Source organism: Bradyrhizobium sp. SZCCHNRI1009 (assembly GCF_032487575.1).
Lineage (GTDB): Bacteria > Pseudomonadota > Alphaproteobacteria > Rhizobiales > Xanthobacteraceae > Bradyrhizobium.
Genome location: NZ_JAUEUL010000009.1, coordinates 149,712 through 166,233, shown reverse-complemented (window position 1 = coordinate 166,233; position 16,522 = coordinate 149,712). Strand labels below are relative to the sequence as shown.

Here is a 16,522-nt window from a genome sequence, read left to right as displayed (position 1 = left end):
TGTCTGAAAGGCCCGGCCGTGAACTGGCTATCGCAACTCGCCGATTCCGCCAGCTTCGGCCACATGCTCGCTCAATTCGAGGCCGACCTGCAGAGCCCGGGCTTCTGGCTCGCGCTCGGCAAGATCGTCTGGATCAACGTGCTGTTGTCGGGCGACAATGCGCTGGTCATCGCGCTCGCCTGCCGCGGCCTGCACGGCAAGCATCGCTTTTGGGGCATGGTCGCCGGCTCCGGCATTGCCGTCGCGCTGCGCATCGCCTTTACCGGCATCGTTGCCACCCTGATGGCGTTGCCGTACCTGAAGCTGGTTGGTGGGCTGGCGCTGCTCGTGATCGCTGCCAAGCTGCTGGTGCCCGAAGACGAGAACGACGAGATCGCCGCCGGCACGACGCTGTGGCATGCGGTCCGCATCGTCGCGCTCGCCGACCTCGTGATGAGCCTCGACAACGTGATCGCGGTGGCTGCGGCCGCGAACGGCCAGGCGTCGCTGCTGATCATCGGCCTCGCCATGAGCATCCCGCTGATCATCGCGGGTGCCGCGCTGATCATGCTGGTGCTCGATCGCTTCCCGCTGCTGGTCTGGCTCGGCGCGATGCTGCTCGGCTGGGTGGCCGGCGAGGTGATCGCGACCGATCCCGCGATCGAGCCGATGCTGCACCATCTGCTCGACGGCACCGTCGTCATCAACATCGAGGCGACCTCGGCGCTGCTCGCCGGCAAGACCACTCTCGCGAGCCATGTCGATGTCATGGAGACGCTGATGTCGCTGATCGGCGCCGGCGTGGTGCTGCTCGCCGGCTCGATCTGGCGTGGCCGCGCGCTGCAGCGTCAGGGCCAGCTGGAGCCGGTGCCGGCGCGGGGCGTCGATCTGCCGTAGCGGTCGTCTGCGCCAGCGGATCCGACCGCACGCGCCGTCAGGCTTCGGCGTCCAGCCGATCGAGGAACTCGCGCACGGTGTGAACCGAGCCCGTGTCGGCCGGCTGATAGCCGGGCAGGGCGGCGATGGCGCAATGGAAGTCGTCGCCCTTCATCACATCGAGGATGCGCCGCATCGGATCGCTCTCGAGAAACGACTGATGGCAGGCGAAGAAGTAGTCCTCGGTCAGGATACGGATGAAGTCCAGCCCGAACTGCCGCGCAGCCGCCTCGACGCCGAAGCAGGCGTCGGCCATGTCGCTCGCGACATAGGCCGCGACGGCAGCGTGGGTGAACTCGATCTGCTGCGCGCCATTGATGCGCGCCTCGTCCAATCCGTGCGAAGCGAGCAATTGATCGAACAGCAGGCGGGTGCCTGAATCATGATCGCGGTTGACGAAGCGAATCTTGCCATCCGCGATGTCCGCCAATGATCGGATCGACAGCGGATTGCCGCGCTTGACCATCAATCCCATCTCGCGGGTCACGAAGCTGATGACGCAGTCCTGCCGGGGATCGAGCCAATCCCGGCAAGCCTGGATGCTCTGTGCGCGCAGTTCGCCGCGCGGCAGATGCAGACCGGACAGGTCGCAGGCGCCTTGCGCGAGCGACACCAGCGAATGCTGGCTGCTGACATAGCGCAGATCGACGCCGACGCCCGGCTCGCGATCGAGCAGCTCGCGCAACTTGGCGACGGCGAAGCCGTGGCTTGCATGCACGCGGATTACGGTGGGATGCGGCTGCAGGAACGGCTTGATCTCGGTCACCAGCTCCTGCGCCAGATTGTCGAGCTGCGGGCCGAGACGGGCCTGCATGCGCTCGCCGGCCCAGACCAGCTTGTCGCCGAACGCCGTGAGCTTCGATCCTTTGCCGCGCTGGGTCTCCACCAGCGGCACGCCGAAGAATGCGGACCATTGCTCGATCAGATTCCAGACATGACGATAGGAGAGGTGCGCGTCATGGGCCGCGCTGGTGATCTTGCCGGTTTTCCTGATTTCGCTGAGCACGCTGAGCATCACGACGATGCTCTGCGGTCCGTCATCCCAGTGGAAGCGCCAGACGGGTTCGATCGCGATGCGCAGCATCGGACCTGCTTGTGAAGTCGGCTTCATATGATGGCCCGCCATAGGCAACAGATATCATATTTACGAACTCATATTTGCTCCTACGCTGGCATACAAGAAGCGGAGGAAATATGATGTCCATTGCATATGACTACGAACGCGGCTCCAGCGCGTCGCGCTATCTGGCGAAGCCGCTGCAGCTCCTGGTCGACGGCCGGCACGTTCCCTCCGTCTCGGGGCGCTCGTTCGTGTCGTTCAATCCTGCCACCGAGCAGCCGATCGCGACGATCGCCGAGGGCAACGCCGAGGATGTCGACCGTGCCGTCGCAGCGGCGCGGCGTGCTTTCGAAGGGCCGTGGCGCACGATGCGCGCAGCGGAGCGTGGCGCGATCCTGCTGAGATGGGCGCAGCTGCTGCGTGATCATGCCGACGAGATCGTCGAGCTCGAAAGCCTCGATGCCGGCAAGCCGGTTGCGGCCGTGCTGCGCCAGGATCTGCCCGCAGCGATCGATACACTCACATATTACGCCGGCTGGGCCGACAAGGTCAGCGGTGAGGTCGTGTCCACGCGCGACGATGCCCTGACCTACACGGTGCGCGAGCCCGTCGGCGTCGTCGCTGCGATCGTGCCGTGGAACTTCCCGCTGATGATCGGGATGTGGAAGCTCGCGCCGGCGCTGGCCTGCGGCTGCACCGTCGTGATGAAGCCCGCCGAGCTGACCTCGCTGTCGGCGCTGCGGATCGGCGATCTCGCGCTCGAAGCCGGTCTGCCGCCCGGCGTTCTCAACATCGTGACCGGTCCCGGGCGCACGGTCGGCGAGGCGCTGGTCAATCATCCCGATGTCGACAAGGTTACGTTCACCGGCTCGCCCGGCGTCGGCCGCGGCATCATGAAGGGCGCGGCCGGCAACTTCAAACGGGTGTCGCTTGAGCTCGGCGGCAAGTCTGCCAACGTCATCTTCGATGATGCGAACATCGAGGCGGCCGCGAAGGCCGCGGCCAGCGGCATCTTCTTCAACACGGGGCAGGTGTGCTCGGCCGGCTCGCGCGTGCTGGTGCAGGAGCGTGTCTATGACGAGGTTGTCGAGCGCCTGACCGAGCGGGCGAGGGGCTTACGGATCGGCGATCCGCTCGATCGTGCCACCTCGCTCGGACCCGTCATCTCCGAGCGGCAGATGAAGACGATCCTCGATTATGTCGAGATCGGCCGCAACGAGGGCGCTTCGCTGGTGACCGGCGGGGCGCGTGCCGCACCGCGTGGCTACTTCGTCAGCCCCGCCGTATTCGCCGGCGTCACGCACGAGATGCGGATCTCCCAGGAGGAGATTTTCGGACCGGTCGTCAGCGTGATCAAGTTCAGGGACGAGGCCGACGCGCTGCGCATGGCCAACGGCACCGCCTACAGCCTGGCCGCCGGCGTCTGGAGCCGCGACATCGGCCGCGTCCAGCGCCTCGCCAAGCGGCTGCGCGCGGGCACGGTGTGGATCAACACCTATGGCTACACCGATGTGCGGTTGCCGTGGGGTGGCGATCGCGACTCGGGACTGGGCCGCGAGCATGGCACGGCCGCTCTGGACAATTTCACAGAGCCGAAGGCCGTCTGGATGAATCTTGCGGTGTGAGCCAGGCGTCGGTTGACGCGGACGGCCGCCATTCGGATCGGCGGTCGTCTGCGCGATCCAACGGATCAGTCGGCCTTGGCGCCGGTCGTGATGATCGAGCCGACATGGTGGCCACGCAGCGCCGCCGTCAGCCGTCCCGGCACCAGGCCGTTGACGACCTGGACCTGCGAGATGTGGCGTGCGTTGGCCATCACCTCGAGCAGTGTGCGGTCGAACGGCAGCGTGCCCTCCTGCTTGGCCAACGCATCGAAGCTGGTCTGACCCAGCAGTTTTGCTTTTGCCGCGTCCGGTCCGTTCGGGTCGACCGTGTAGACGCCATCGACGTCCTCGACGATCGTCAGTCCCGCGGCGCCGAGCGCATCGGCGATCAGGAAGGCGCCGGTGTCGGCCCGATGCGTCGGAATGCGCGAGGTCGGGAATTCGTGGTGGTGATAGGGCGGGAAGGCACTGCCGACCACTGCGCGTGCCGCGGTGAGATGAATCGCGAGTTGGTTGGCGATCGTCGGATGCTCGATGTAGGACACGCCTTCGCAGGCCAGCAGCGCCGCCAGGATGTGGCCGTTCTGGCCGGCCTCGCTGGCGGCGAGCGGTGCGAGCGAGCCGACCGGCAGGCCGAGATCGAGGCCGACGCCGTAGAGATGTCGGGCGCGGATACCTGCGCCGGTGAGGATCAGCAGCCGGTGCTCCGGCAGCAGCTTCCTGATCTCCTCGACCAGCGGCAGGATTGCCTCGGCGCCGCGGTCCATGATCGCGCGGCCGCCGATCTTGACGACCTGCAGCCAGGGCAGCAGCGCGATCGGGCGTTTGCCGGCGACAGGACGGGTGAGCTTGTCGTCGAGCAGCGTCTGGCGCGCGAGCGGCGAGGCGACGTGCTTGATGGTGTTGGTGTCAGCCATGGCGGTGGGGCCCTCAGCTCGCGGTGATGATGGTGCCGACATGCTCGCCGGCGAGCGCACGGGTCAGATTGCCGGGCACGAGTCCGTTGACGATCTGGACCTCGCGGACGTGTCGCGAGGCTTCGAGCAGGTCGAGCATCGGGAACTCCAGGATGGAGTCCGCCAGACCCTTGGCCTTCATCTCGGGCACCGAGATCTTGGGAATGAAGGTGGCATTCTTTTCGGTCTTCGGATTGGCGGTGTAGAGGCCGTTCTCGTCCTTCACGTAGATCATCGCCTTGCAGCCGAACTGCTCGGCGACCAGGAAGCAGCCGGCGTCGGTGCGGTAGGGCGGGATGACACCATCGGCCGAAGGGCGCATCCACAGGCCGTAGGGCGGCATGCCGCTGAAGACGACCGCGTTGACCTCGGCGAGATAGAGCGGCACGGCGGAAAGACCCGCGCCTTCCACCGCCGAGATGCCGTGCTTGGCGAGCAACTGGCCCAGCATTGCCGCGTTCTGGTCGGCAACGGAGGCGCCGAGCTGCGACAGCACGCCGGCCGGCAGATTCAGTCCGGCGGCGATCGAATAGAGGTGGCGCGCGCGGGTGCCGGCACCGGTCCCGATCAGCATCTTGTGCGCCTTGCGGGCGGCGACGATCTCCTCGACCAGCGGATAGACGGCGGCACGGCCGCGATCGATCATGCTCTGGCCGCCGATCTTGATCACGGTGGCGTCGGGAAGGATGCGGAAGTCAGCCGCCGTTTCCGCCGCCGCAATCAACTGGGCGTCGGTGAGCGAGCGCTGCATCAGAAGCTGCTCGAGCCCGGCCGTCGTGGTTGCCATTGAAAAACGTTCCTTTCCTCGTGGATGTCCGGCCGGCGTGCCGGATTGGCTGCGCCGTCCACCCGCTCCTGACCGTTTCCCTGAGATGTCCTGGCAGCCGGCTCAATGGCCGGCTATCGATCGCATATTGCCCGTGGAATACACGACCGTTCGTGGCCCCGACAATCGTCTGCGGAGCAGGTTGGCCCACGCTGTCATGCGCGAACATCGATCGCGCCGATCCCGCGGGTCCATCCAGTCAGAGAAAATCCCTTGGTATTTCAATTAGCTATATCGAGAATCATATAGCTTCACCCGAGCGGTTTGCAGGGTTTCCGACAATGCACAAAGTTTCGGCATAATCGCGCCGACTGCGGCCTGGACCGATTGATCGCAGCGCCAGGTTGCCGGTGAACGGCAGCCGCGATCATTTGAGAAGCTCGCAGATCGTGGGTCGATTCTTGTCGAATACGGCGCAGCGCCGCGACACGCTCCACCACCACTGGTCCAGCGCGCGACGCGTGCAGGGCAGCCTCACGCTCATGCCCTGCGCGAAATTGATCCACTCGGCGAACCTGAAGCAGGGGACGGCGATCAGGACAGGGACATCCGCGGCCAGTGCCTGCTCGATCAGATAGGTCAGGCCTCCGCCTTCGCTTTCCTGGCGGCCGAAGCGGTTGATGATGAGAAGATCGGCGCCCTCGCTCAGCGCCCCCGCCACTGCTGAGCCCGCCTGCAGCAATTGGCCGACGTCGAGGCGGCAGCCGCCGGCTTGGCGCCCAAGCCGCTGCAGCAGAGAAATCTCGACACCGCTGTGCACCAGCGTCGCCGCGATCTCGTGCGCGTCGAGAGAGCGCTGGACACGCTGCACCAGTCCGACGGCACGAACGCCGCGAGCCCGAAGACGGTCTGCGAACTCTCGTAACAGCTGATCCGGCTCGTCGCCCTGATCATACACCAGGGCAGCGAGGTCGCATTCGGCGTCGAACATCACGCGCTCCGGAGTGAAAATGACGGTGGACCCGTTTGCGGGAAGGCCGCGGACAACTGTCCGCGGCCTTCATGTGGCTCAGGCCGTGAGGCCCGGTCCGTTGATGATCTGCAGCTGGGTGAACTCGGCGAGGCCTTCCTCGGCGAACTCGGTGCCGATGCCCGATTGCTTGGCGCCGCCGAACGGGATGTGCGGCGCCATGTCCAGGTGCTTGTTGATCCACACCGTGCCGGCCTCGATCTGGGTGGCGATCTCATGCGCGCGTTTCGGATCGGACGACCAGACCGATGCGCCCAGGCCGTAGCTGGTGCCGTTGGCGCGGCGGATGACGTCGCTCGGGTCGGAGTATTTGATCACCGGCAGCACCGGTCCGAACTGCTCCTCGTCGACCAGCTTCGAGCCTTCCTTGATGTCGCGCACGATCGTCGGCTCGATGAAGTAGCCGGGACGATCCATCGCAGCACCTCCGGCGATGACCTTGCCGTTCTTGTGCGCGTCGTCGAGGAACGCCTTCACTTTCTCGTATTGCATCCTGTTCTGCAGCGGCCCGAGCTTGGTGCCCTGTTTGGAGCCGTCGTCGACCACGGTGTTCTTGGCGATCGCGACCAGCTCGTTGCAGATGTCATCATAGACGCTCTCGTGCACGTAGAGCCGCTTGATCGCTAGGCAGACCTGCCCGGAGTTCTGGAAGGCGCCCTCGAAGATACCGGGCGCGACGGTCTTCGGATCGACGTCGTCGAGCACGATGCCGGCGTCGTTGCCGCCGAGTTCGAGCGTGATCCGCTTCAAGGTCTGCGCGGCGCTGGCCATCACCTTCTGTCCCGTCGCGGTCGAGCCGGTGAACGAGATCTTGCGGATGTCCGGATGCCCGGTCATGCGGTCGCCGAGATCGTTGGCGTCGGTGATCACGTTGAGCACGCCGGCCGGCAGCACGTCCTTGACCAGCTCGGCGAATTTCAGGGTCGAGAGCGGCGTGGTCGGGGCCGGCTTGACCACCAGCGTGTTGCCGGCGAGCAGGGCAGGCGGCAGCTTGAAGCCCAGGATCAGCAGCGGATAGTTCCAGGGAATGATGGCGCCGACCACCCCGAGTGGACGGCGATAGGCTTCGACCTGGCGGTCGCCCGAACTCTCGATCACGCGCATCGGCAGCTCGAGCGTCGCGAGATAGCGGAAGAACGCGGCCATGCCGAGCACCTCGCCGGTGGCGTCGGTGAGCGGCTTGCCCTGTTCGCTGGTCAGGATCCGGGCCAACTCGCCCGAATTGGCTTCGATGATATCGGCCATCTTGCCAATGAGCCGGCGACGCTCCTCGATCGCAGTCGCGGCCCAGGCGGGGAAGGCCGCCTTGGCGGCGGCGACCGCCTGGTCGAGCTGGGTTTCGGAGGCCCGCGGACACTGCGCGAGCACCTCCTCGGTCGCCGGATTGATCACCGGCATGGTCGCGGCGCCCGGCACCAGCGTGCCGCCGATCAAAAGATGATAGTCGCTCATCGGCATGACTCTCCCTGCAAGATGTGGCACTTCGGCCACGTTATATCTGACGCTATATCACGATGAATACAGCAACGCCACCGCGGCATCTCCGCTGCCGCGCTGGACGCGATGGCATTTTTCGCTATAGTCATTCGGAAATAACGGTGAATTGATGTGGAGCCATCATGGAGCTGCGGGCCAAGGCGCTGACGGTCTGTGAGGTCGTCGACGACGGTGAGACGATCTCGCTCGGGTTCGAGGACGCGGCCGGCAATGCGGCGGCGCTCAGCCTCTCGGTCAGCCAGGCCGGCGCGTTGGTCATGACGCTGCCCGGCCTCCTCGAGCTGGCGCTGCGTACGCGTTATGGCGACCAGGCACTGCGCTACGCCTATCCGCTGGCGTCCTGGACCATCGAGCAGTCGACGGATTCGACGAAGCGCATCATCACGCTCGCAACGCCCGACGGCTTCAGCGTCCGGTTCGCGATTCCCGACGATCAGCAGAACGTGCTCGGCGAGGCGCTGCTGATGCGATACCCGTCGGCACCGGCGATCCGGCCGAACTGATCGCGCGGGGACCGATCCGAACGTTGGTCAGGCCAGGGATTTCCTGCCTGTTTCGAGGGCGGCGGCCGGCGCGTCGGCGTCCTCCGATGCCCTGCGAGAAGCACGATGGCCGTCATATGTGTTGCCGTTACCGTCTCCGATCACTGGGTCGGTCAGCAACCGTCGCGGCCGGATCACAAGCCGCTCCACAATGCTGCGGCACGGTGCCGCGCCTTTGACAAGTACCTCAGGGCGCGATCGTCTGTTTCTTATAATCTTGAACCCGTTCGCGCCGCCGCGACACCACCACGTCGAGCTCCACTGGTCGGGCCCTGATTGGAATTGTTTCGAATTGGACTTGCGCATGTTGACTGCTGATGAGATCGTGCACGTCAGGTCGTCGTTCGACTTGGTATTTGCCAATGCTACACAGATGACGACGACGTTCTATGACCGCATCTTCGAGCTTGCGCCGGAATGTCGGACGATGTTTCCCGCCGACATGGACGTGCTGAAACGGGACTTCATCGCGACCCTGGCGGTCCTCGTCGGCAGCCTCGATCAGACGACTGGTCTGTTGTCCAGCACCGACATCCTCGGCCGCAATCATGCGCGCTATGGGGTCAGGCCGGAGCACTATCCGGTGGTCGGCGAAGCGCTGCTGTGGACCCTCGCCAAGGGACTTGGTCCGCAATGGAATGATGAGGTCGAGCAGGCCTGGCGCAAGGTCTACGGCATCATCGCCCAGCGCATGATCGCCATCTCGGCCCGCGCGCGGCGGCCCTGATCATGATCTAGCTGCGCACGATCGAGCCGGAGCGGCCGACGAGACGCGCGAGCTGCTTGAAGCGTCCGCCGACGCGGTCGGCGACGAGGTCGACCATCTGGTGCTCGAACACCAGCATCAGCTTGCGGTCCTGGGTGCGGAAATGCGTCGCAGGCAGCACGCCGGGCCGCGCCGCCGAGATCAGATGCGCGACGCGAAACGCGGTGCCGAGCAGGCGCGCACGATCGATCTGAGCCGGGCTCAGCTGCTCGGTGAGAGCAGGCGGCTTCGCCTCGTTGCCCAATCCCTCGTAGCGGAAGAACACCGACAGCGCGGCGAAGATGCGGCCCTCATGGCTGATCGAGCCGAAATTGCCGTTGAGAATGATGCCGTAGGTCTGCTCGCCGCGATGGTCCGGATGCATGCGCCAGCCGATGTCGGACAACAGGCAGGCCGCGTGCCGCAGCCTGCGATCGTCCTCGGTCTCGCGGATGTGCATCACGCGGAACAGGCGGTCGGTCCAGTCGATCAGCTCGCGGGCATGCTGGGCCGAGCGCGACAACAGCTCGTTGAGGCCCTGCGCCGCGCAGAGCAGCCCGTCCTTGGCGCGCTCGGCGTCGGGAAGCTTGGAGTAGAGCAGGCCCTCGCGCACGCCGAAGGTCGAGAACACGACGGTCGTCGGCCTGGCGACGCGGATGATGTGCTCGAGCACCAGCGCGGCATAGGCAAGCAGCGGGCGCCGCGCCTCGGCGATCGCTTCGATGTCGGCCAGCATGTCGGCGGCGACGAGACGGCGCAGCCGGCGCACGAAGGCCAGCCCGTCGGCCGCCGGGATCGCATAGCCGTGCATCACCCCGAGCGGATAACCGCTCTGGATGATGTGGATGCGCGCCAGCGCGCGCCAGGTGCCGCCGACCGCGTAGAAGGTGCGGCCCTCGCCGGCCAGCAGCTGCGGCAGGTCGGTCAGCGCCTCGCTCGCGATACGCTGCGCCTTCTTCAGCGATTTCTCGGCAAGATCCTGCAGCGCAAGGCTGCCGAGCGGCAGGGTGACGCCGCTGCGGACCTGGTGCCCGCGCACGTCGATCAGCTCGAGTGAGCCGCCGCCGAGATCACCGACGATGCCGTCGGGCTTGTGAATGCCGGAGATGACGCCGAGCGCCGAATAGCGCGCCTCTTCGGCGCCGGTGAGGATCTGGATCGGGGCGCCGCAGATCTTCTCGGCCTTGGCGATGAAATCGGGGCCGTTCGAAGCATCCCGGCAGGCGGCGGTCGCGATGGCATGAACCTGCCCCACCCGCTGCACCTTGCACAGCGCACGGAAGCGCTTCAGCGCGGTCAGCGCCTTGTCGACGGCATCAGATGCGAGAAGGCCGGTGGTCTGGACCTCGCGACCGAGCCCACACAGCGCCTTCTCGTTGAACACGGTGACGAGACTGCGTTCCATCGCCTGGTAGACGACGAGACGGACCGAATTCGAGCCGATGTCGATGACACCGACGCTCGTGGCCCTCGTGCGGGGCGGCTTCACCACGGCATATCCCGGCGCAGAAGGCCCCGGTGCAGACAGCCCCTATGAAGGAGAGCGTTCATTCCGGCGCGTGAGCCGGCGCGGCGATGATTCCTTGAGCGACTTTCCACGGCCGGACAGACTCGGATTCGTCATGAAGTAATTGTGCAGGTTGAACGGCTCCTCGCCCTTCGCGGCCTTCATACGCGTTGACGACCCATCCGGCAACAATTGCCAGCTCTGCTCGGTATCCTTCAGGTTCGCGACCATGATCTGTTCCAGGACCTGCTGATGCACGGTGGGGTTCTGAAGCGGGCACAGCACCTCGACGCGGCGGTCGAGATTGCGCGGCATCATGTCGGCCGAGGAGATGTAGACGGCGGCCTTGGCGCTCGGCAGGCCCTGACCCATACCAAAGCAGTAGATGCGGCCATGCTCGAGGAAGCGGCCGATCACCGATTTGACGCGAATGTTCTCCGACAGTCCGGGGAGGCCGGGACGCAGGCAGCAGATGCCGCGCACGATCAGCTCGATCGACACGCCGGCCTGCGAGGCCTCGTACAGCGCGTCGATGATGTCGGGATCGACCAGCGAGTTCATCTTCATCCAGATCACGGCCGGCTTGCCCTGGCGGGCGAAGCTGGTCTCGCCGTGGATGTGCTCGATGATGCGCTTGCGAAGCGTGAGCGGCGACACCGCCATCTTCTCGATGTCGATCGGCTCGGCATAGCCGGTGATGTAGTTGAACACCCGCGTGACGTCGCGGCCGATCACCGGGTCCGACGTGAAGTAGGACAGGTCGGTGTAGATGCGCGCCGTCACCGGATGATAGTTGCCGGTGCCGGTGTGGACATAGGTGGTGAGGCTGCCGCCCTCGCGGCGCACGACCATCGACAGCTTGGCATGCGTCTTCAGCTCCAGGAAGCCGTACACCACCTGTACGCCCGCGCGCTCCAGGTCGCGGGCCCAGCGGATGTTGGCCTCCTCGTCGAAACGCGCCTTGAGCTCGACCAGGGCCGTCACCGACTTGCCGGCCTCGGCGGCCTCCACCAGCGTGCGCACGATCGGCGAATTGTTGGAGGTCCGGTACAGCGTCTGCTTGATCGCAACGACGTCGGGATCGCGCGCCGCCTGCTGCAGGAACTGCACGACGACGTCGAACGACTCGTAAGGGTGATGGACGATCAGGTCCTTCTGCCGGATGGCGGCGAAGATGTCGCCGCCATGGTCGCGGACACGCTCGGGATGGCGCGGCACGTAGGGCGCGAATTCGAGGTCGGGCCGGTCGACCCGCGTCAGTTGCGACAGCTCGTTCATCGCCAGCACGCCGTCGACGACGAACACCTCGTCATCCGTCGTGGACAGCGCATTCTGCACGAAGCGGCGCAGCTCCTCCGGCATGTTGGCCTCGATCTCGAGCCGGATCACCGAGCCGCGGCGCCGCCGCTTCAGCGCCGTCTCGAACAGCCGCACCAGGTCTTCGGCCTCTTCCTCGATCTCGATCTCGCTGTCGCGGATGATCCGGAAGGCGCCCTGGCCCTTCACGGTGTAGCCCGGAAACAGCCGGCCGATGAACAGTCCGGTCGCCTGCTCGAGGGTGATCAGGCGGATCACGCCATCCTTGGAGCCGGGGAAGCGGATGAAGCGATCGATCTTGCCGGGCATGCGAATGAGGGCGTTCATCGGACGCCCGTCGGCGGAGCGGATCAGCTGCAGCGCCACGGTGAAGCCGAGGCTCGGGATGAACGGGAATGGATGCGCCGGATCGATCGCGAGTGGCGTCAGCAGCGGGAAGATGTTGGCGAGGAAATGGTCCTCGATCCAGGCGCGCTCGCTCCTGGTGACGTCCTGACCGTCGACCAGCACGATGCCGAGCTCGCCGAGAAACTTGCGCAGGTCGCGCCAGATCGCCTGCTGGTCGATGGCGAGCTGCGACACCGTCTCGTTGATCAGCTTCAGCTGCTCGGTCGGCGTCAGCCCGTCGGGGCTGCGCTCGGCAATGCCCTCGCGGACCTGGGCGCGGATGCCGGCGACGCGCACCATGAAGAATTCATCAAGGTTGTTGGCGGAAATCGACAGGAAGCGCACCCGCTCCAGGGCGGGATGGCGCGGATTGACCGATTCCTCCAGAACGCGGCGGTTGAAGTGAAGCCAGGACAGCTCCCGATTGATGAATCGCTCGGGGCTCGAGGCAATCTCGATGGACGGCGCCGAGACCGGTGCTTTCTCTGAAATTTCAGTAACTTGCTCGGTATCCATAGGGAATTCGATCCATATCCGTCCAGTCGCGAATGGTCGACCGTAGCCCAATCTGGGTGACCAGGGGATGACGTTGCCGGCACCATTGAGGTTCCGTCATCAACCGCCGTCAAGATGGCCGCCGGTCACGCCGGGCGGAGCAGCTCCGCCGCCAGCGCCCGGGTGACGGGGCGTCCGAGCCGCAGCGACTCGTTGTCCAGCAGCGCAATGGTCTGGCGTGCCGCCGCATAGGACCGCTCGATGTGGCTGGCGAGATAGCTGACCACGGTTTCGTCGATCGCCATTTGCCGGTCGGCGGCCAGCTTGACGATCAGGGCCCGGAACAGCTGGTCGTCGGGCGGCAGCAGCGTGACCACCGGGACGGCACGCAGCCGCGACCTCAGATCGGCCAGGGCGATCGGCAGGGCCGCCGGGGCCTCGCGCGCCGTGATCAGCACGAAGGCCTCGTCCTGGCGGGCCAGGTTCAGCAGGTGAAACAGCGCCCGCTCGTCGAGACCGGTTGCGGTCAGATCCTCCAGCACCAGCGCGCCGGTGGCGAGCGCCCCGGGGACCACGCCTGCCTCAAGGGCATGCGCGGACAGCGATCGGGCGCCTGCCTGCTCGGCCCAGATCGCGGCGAGGTGGCTCTTGCCGGAGCCGTCGGGGCCGACCAGGAACATGGTCCGCGCCGGCCATTCCGGCCAGGCGTCGACCAGAGCGAGCCCGGCCGCGTTGCCTGGACCTTCGAAGAAATTGTCCCGCGTCAGGCTCTCCGCATGCGGCAGCGCGAAGGCCAGCTGACGAGGGGGGATATGGCCGGCCAAGATCGAATTGCTCCGTATCGTGTGGTGCGTGAGGTCAGGACGGGCCCTCCGCGGAGGATCACCGGACCTCGATGGTGCTCATGTGGCGCACCCAGTCGACGAGATACAGCCCGACCGACACGAGGGTAAAGACGGTGACCAGCACCATCAGCACCACATCGTAGGGCCTGGGCTCGAAGCCGAAGCTGAGCGAGGCCAGCACAAGCGCCGCGAATCCCACCTGGGCGACCGTGTTCAGCTTGGAGACCATCAATGGCTTCATCGCGACCGGCCTGTCGAACAGCCAGGACACGATCACCGCCGAGACGATCATGATGTCGCGCGAGACCACCAGGATGACGATCCAGCGCGGGATCGCGCCCCAGATGCCAAGCGTGACGAAGATCGAGACCAGCAGCGCCTTGTCGGCGAGAGGATCGAGCAGCGCTCCCAGCTCGGACCGCAGGTTGAAGCGCTTGGCCAGGAAGCCGTCCACGGCGTCGCTCACCCCCGCGACCACGAAGACCAGAAACGCGATCTCCATCTGGCCGGCCGCAATGGCCCAGACGACGATCGGAACCAGCAGGATTCGACCCAGCGTGATCAGATTGGGGATACTGTGGGGAATGGTCACGCAGCGGGTCCCGACGACGACTCGATCAAAAGACAACCCGATTCCGAAACAGGGCGAACCGGTACGGTTCCTAGATAGTGTGGGGACGAGCCCCTTGCGAGCCATTGCGCGCGGCCGGATTCCGACGTAACCAGCGGCCAGATTAGGGGTTTTTACCATGACCGAGCGCAAGAACGGGCTCACTTATGCAGATTCGGGCGTCGATATCGATGCCGGAAACCGTCTGGTCGATCTGATCAAGCCCATGGTGCGCGCAACCGCCCGCGCCGGTGCGGATGCCGAGATCGGCGGCTTTGGCGGCCTGTTCGACCTCAAGGCCGCTGGATTCAAGGATCCGGTGCTGGTCGCGGCGACCGACGGCGTCGGCACCAAGGTGAAGATCGCGATCGAGACCGGGCTGCATGGCGGCATCGGCATCGACCTGGTCGCCATGTCGGTCAACGATCTCGTCGTGCAGGGCGCCGAGCCGCTGTTCTTCCTTGACTACTTTGCGTGCGGCAAGCTCGACCCGGAGGCGACGGCGTCGATCGTGGCCGGTATCGCCGAAGGCTGCCGGGAATCCGGCTGCGCGCTGATCGGCGGTGAGACCGCGGAAATGCCGGGCCTCTACAAGGACGGCGACTACGATCTTGCCGGTTTCGCGGTCGGCGCGGCGGAACGTGGCACGCTGCTGCCGTCTCCCGACATCGCGGCCGGTGACGTGGTGCTGGGGCTCGCATCCTCCGGCGTCCACTCCAACGGCTATTCGCTGGTGCGCAAGATCGTCGCCCAGTCCGGCCTCGGCTTCGATGCGCCGGCGCCGTTCGCGCCGGTCCTGACTCTCGGCGCGGCGCTGCTGACGCCGACCCGCCTCTATGTGAAATCATGCCTTCGCGCCATCCGCGAGACCGGTGCGGTGAAGGGGCTCGCACACATCACGGGCGGCGGCTTCACCGACAACATTCCACGCGTGCTGCCGAAGCATCTCGGCGTTTCGATCGACCTGACGGGCCTGCCGGTGCTGCCGGTCTTCAAATGGCTGGCGGAGCAGGGCGGCATTGCCGAGCGCGAGCTCTTGCGCACCTTCAATTGCGGGATCGGCATGATCGCGATCGTCAAGGCCGAGGCCGTCGATGCCGTCATCGAGGTGTTCACCGCGAATGGCGAGCACGTCGCGCGGCTCGGCGAGGTCGTTGCTGCGACAGGCGACGAGCGGGTGATCTACACCGGCGCCCTCGATCTGGCTCTGTGAGACGAGTGTGCCGATGAAGCGCCGCGTCGCCATCCTGATCTCGGGCCGTGGGTCGAACATGGCCGCGCTGATCCACGCGGCGGCGCAGCCGGAATTTCCGGCCGAGATCGCCGTCGTGATCTCCAACCGGGCCGATGCGGCCGGGCTGCAGAAAGCGCAGGAGAGCGGCGTCGCGATCGAAATCATCGAGAGCAAGCCGTTCGGCAAGGACCGCGCAGGGTTCGAGGCCAGACTGCAGCAGGCGCTCGATGCACGCGGCATCGAGATCATCTGCCTGGCCGGTTTCATGCGCCTGTTCACGGCGGAGTTCGTGCAGCGCTGGTACGGCAGGATGCTGAACATTCATCCGTCGCTGCTGCCATCATTCCCCGGCCTCGATCCGCATGGCCAGGCGCTGCGCGCCGGCGTCAAGCTGTCAGGCGCCACCGTGCATTTCGTCATCCCGGAGACGGATGCAGGTCCGATCGTGATGCAGGGCGCGGTCGTGGTCAGGGACGACGACACGCCGGACACGCTGTCGACGCGCATTCTCGGCGTCGAGCATCGGATCTATCCGGAAGCGCTGAAGCTGTTGGCCAAGGGCTTGGTGCGGCTCGAAGGCGATCTCTGCCGGACGTCGTCCGTGGAGCAAGGCGATCATACGCTGATCTGGCCGGTCGTCCGCTAGCTGTCGCGGACAAAAAAATCCCCGGCGGGGCTGGGGGCACATCAAGGCTGACGAAGTCTGATCATCGGCGGCGAGCGAACCTGACGCGGAGCTCGTGAGTTGGTTTACGAACCCGCGCTGTGGCGCTCTCCGCCGGGACGATGCTCACGAGAGCTTCAGGTTCTCTGCCGACGTCTTGCCGCGGCTCTCCACCAGATCATATTCGATCGTCTGGTTCTCGTTGAGCGTGGTCAGTCCAGCACGCTCCACGGCTGATATGTGGACGAACACGTCCTTGTCTCCGCCAGTCGGTTTGATGAAGCCATATCCCTTGGTCGGGTTGAACCACTTCACGCTGCCCTTGTAGGTCGGCATCGCTGTCTCCTC

The 16,522-nt window shown here is 65.7% G+C and carries 16 protein-coding genes; 6 read left to right on the top strand and 10 right to left on the bottom strand.

The annotated features are described in order from the left end of the window. Positions 1–18: 18 nt before the first annotated feature. Entirely contained in the window at positions 19–876 is an 858-nt protein-coding gene (locus tag QX010_RS17965; RefSeq protein ID WP_315800281.1) for a TerC family protein, read from the top strand. Positions 877–913: 37 nt separating this feature from the next. Here QX010_RS17965 and QX010_RS17960 read toward each other — a convergent pair whose 3' ends face one another. Then, complete coding sequence (locus QX010_RS17960; RefSeq protein ID WP_316180900.1) at positions 914–1,999, bottom strand: substrate-binding domain-containing protein; 1,086 nt, start codon at positions 1,997–1,999, stop codon at positions 914–916. 113 nt (positions 2,000–2,112) lie between these two features. On the opposite strand from QX010_RS17960, the gene QX010_RS17955 reads away from it, so the two are divergent. Next, on the top strand, positions 2,113–3,600 hold the full coding sequence (locus tag QX010_RS17955) for an aldehyde dehydrogenase family protein (RefSeq protein WP_316180898.1): 1,488 nt from the start codon (positions 2,113–2,115) through the stop codon (positions 3,598–3,600). Positions 3,601–3,665: 65 nt separating this feature from the next. Here QX010_RS17955 and QX010_RS17950 read toward each other — a convergent pair whose 3' ends face one another. The 4 genes from QX010_RS17950 to QX010_RS17935 form a co-directional block, all read right to left on the bottom strand. Next, positions 3,666–4,496, bottom strand: coding sequence for a molybdenum storage protein subunit alpha (locus tag QX010_RS17950; RefSeq protein WP_316180897.1), 831 nt, complete (start codon positions 4,494–4,496; stop codon positions 3,666–3,668). A 13-nt stretch (positions 4,497–4,509) separates the two neighbouring features. After that, positions 4,510–5,322: a uridine kinase gene (locus QX010_RS17945; protein ID WP_316180895.1), complete on the bottom strand. Its 813-nt coding sequence runs from the start codon at positions 5,320–5,322 to the stop codon at positions 4,510–4,512. Between the two features lie 406 nt (positions 5,323–5,728). Next, complete coding sequence (locus tag QX010_RS17940; RefSeq protein ID WP_316180894.1) at positions 5,729–6,292, bottom strand: DUF2478 domain-containing protein; 564 nt, start codon at positions 6,290–6,292, stop codon at positions 5,729–5,731. Positions 6,293–6,370: 78 nt separating this feature from the next. Then, on the bottom strand, positions 6,371–7,783 hold the full coding sequence (locus QX010_RS17935) for an aldehyde dehydrogenase family protein (protein WP_316180892.1): 1,413 nt from the start codon (positions 7,781–7,783) through the stop codon (positions 6,371–6,373). A 167-nt stretch (positions 7,784–7,950) separates the two neighbouring features. Here QX010_RS17935 and QX010_RS17930 point away from each other — a divergent pair, with 167 nt between their 5' ends. Together QX010_RS17930 and QX010_RS17925 are read left to right on the top strand one after the other, a co-directional pair. Beyond that, positions 7,951–8,331, top strand: coding sequence for a hypothetical protein (locus QX010_RS17930; RefSeq protein WP_315800275.1), 381 nt, complete (start codon positions 7,951–7,953; stop codon positions 8,329–8,331). A gap of 343 nt (positions 8,332–8,674) precedes the next feature. After that, positions 8,675–9,097 carry a globin family protein gene (locus tag QX010_RS17925; RefSeq protein WP_315800274.1) on the top strand — a complete coding sequence of 141 codons (423 nt, stop codon included), beginning with the start codon at positions 8,675–8,677 and terminating at the stop codon, positions 9,095–9,097. Between the two features lie 7 nt (positions 9,098–9,104). Here the strand turns inward: QX010_RS17925 and ppx are convergent, their stop codons facing one another. The 4 genes from ppx to QX010_RS17905 all read right to left on the bottom strand — a co-directional run bounded on the left by ppx (position 9,105) and on the right by QX010_RS17905 (position 14,258). Beyond that, positions 9,105–10,604, bottom strand: coding sequence for an exopolyphosphatase (gene ppx / locus QX010_RS17920; RefSeq protein ID WP_316181022.1), 1,500 nt, complete (start codon positions 10,602–10,604; stop codon positions 9,105–9,107). Positions 10,605–10,646: 42 nt separating this feature from the next. Beyond that, the gene (locus QX010_RS17915; protein WP_315800272.1) at positions 10,647–12,842 is read right to left on the bottom strand and encodes an RNA degradosome polyphosphate kinase; all 2,196 of its coding nucleotides are present in this window, start codon (positions 12,840–12,842) and stop codon (positions 10,647–10,649) included. 125 nt (positions 12,843–12,967) lie between these two features. Beyond that, positions 12,968–13,645 carry a DnaA ATPase domain-containing protein gene (locus tag QX010_RS17910; RefSeq protein ID WP_315800271.1) on the bottom strand — a complete coding sequence of 226 codons (678 nt, stop codon included), beginning with the start codon at positions 13,643–13,645 and terminating at the stop codon, positions 12,968–12,970. 58 nt (positions 13,646–13,703) lie between these two features. Further along, positions 13,704–14,258: a CDP-alcohol phosphatidyltransferase family protein gene (locus QX010_RS17905; protein WP_315800270.1), complete on the bottom strand. Its 555-nt coding sequence runs from the start codon at positions 14,256–14,258 to the stop codon at positions 13,704–13,706. Positions 14,259–14,415: 157 nt separating this feature from the next. Here QX010_RS17905 and purM point away from each other — a divergent pair, with 157 nt between their 5' ends. Both purM and purN read left to right on the top strand, forming a co-directional pair. After that, the gene (gene purM, locus QX010_RS17900) at positions 14,416–15,489 is read left to right on the top strand and encodes a phosphoribosylformylglycinamidine cyclo-ligase (RefSeq protein ID WP_315800269.1); all 1,074 of its coding nucleotides are present in this window, start codon (positions 14,416–14,418) and stop codon (positions 15,487–15,489) included. A 13-nt stretch (positions 15,490–15,502) separates the two neighbouring features. Then, on the top strand, positions 15,503–16,156 hold the full coding sequence (gene purN, locus QX010_RS17895) for a phosphoribosylglycinamide formyltransferase (protein WP_315800268.1): 654 nt from the start codon (positions 15,503–15,505) through the stop codon (positions 16,154–16,156). A 144-nt stretch (positions 16,157–16,300) separates the two neighbouring features. Here the strand turns inward: purN and QX010_RS17890 are convergent, their stop codons facing one another. Then, positions 16,301–16,510, bottom strand: coding sequence for a cold-shock protein (locus QX010_RS17890; RefSeq protein ID WP_284423192.1), 210 nt, complete (start codon positions 16,508–16,510; stop codon positions 16,301–16,303). Positions 16,511–16,522: the final 12 nt, after the last annotated feature.

Bases quoted from the DNA above. Each gene is read 5' to 3' on its own strand.
- purN (WP_315800268.1), top strand. From the start codon at position 15,503: ATGAAGCGCCGCGTCGCCATCCTGATCTCGGGCCGTGGGTCGAACATG.
- QX010_RS17930 (WP_315800275.1), top strand. From the start codon at position 7,951: ATGGAGCTGCGGGCCAAGGCGCTGACGGTCTGTGAGGTCGTCGACGAC.
- QX010_RS17890 (WP_284423192.1), bottom strand. From the start codon at position 16,510: ATGCCGACCTACAAGGGCAGCGTGAAGTGGTTCAACCCGACCAAGGGA.
- QX010_RS17955 (WP_316180898.1), top strand. From the start codon at position 2,113: ATGTCCATTGCATATGACTACGAACGCGGCTCCAGCGCGTCGCGCTAT.
- QX010_RS17940 (WP_316180894.1), bottom strand. From the start codon at position 6,292: ATGTTCGACGCCGAATGCGACCTCGCTGCCCTGGTGTATGATCAGGGC.
- QX010_RS17925 (WP_315800274.1), top strand. From the start codon at position 8,675: ATGTTGACTGCTGATGAGATCGTGCACGTCAGGTCGTCGTTCGACTTG.
- purM (WP_315800269.1), top strand. From the start codon at position 14,416: ATGACCGAGCGCAAGAACGGGCTCACTTATGCAGATTCGGGCGTCGAT.
- QX010_RS17960 (WP_316180900.1), bottom strand. From the start codon at position 1,999: ATGCTGCGCATCGCGATCGAACCCGTCTGGCGCTTCCACTGGGATGAC.
- QX010_RS17945 (WP_316180895.1), bottom strand. From the start codon at position 5,322: ATGGCAACCACGACGGCCGGGCTCGAGCAGCTTCTGATGCAGCGCTCG.
- QX010_RS17935 (WP_316180892.1), bottom strand. From the start codon at position 7,783: ATGAGCGACTATCATCTTTTGATCGGCGGCACGCTGGTGCCGGGCGCC.
- QX010_RS17915 (WP_315800272.1), bottom strand. From the start codon at position 12,842: ATGGATACCGAGCAAGTTACTGAAATTTCAGAGAAAGCACCGGTCTCG.
- QX010_RS17950 (WP_316180897.1), bottom strand. From the start codon at position 4,496: ATGGCTGACACCAACACCATCAAGCACGTCGCCTCGCCGCTCGCGCGC.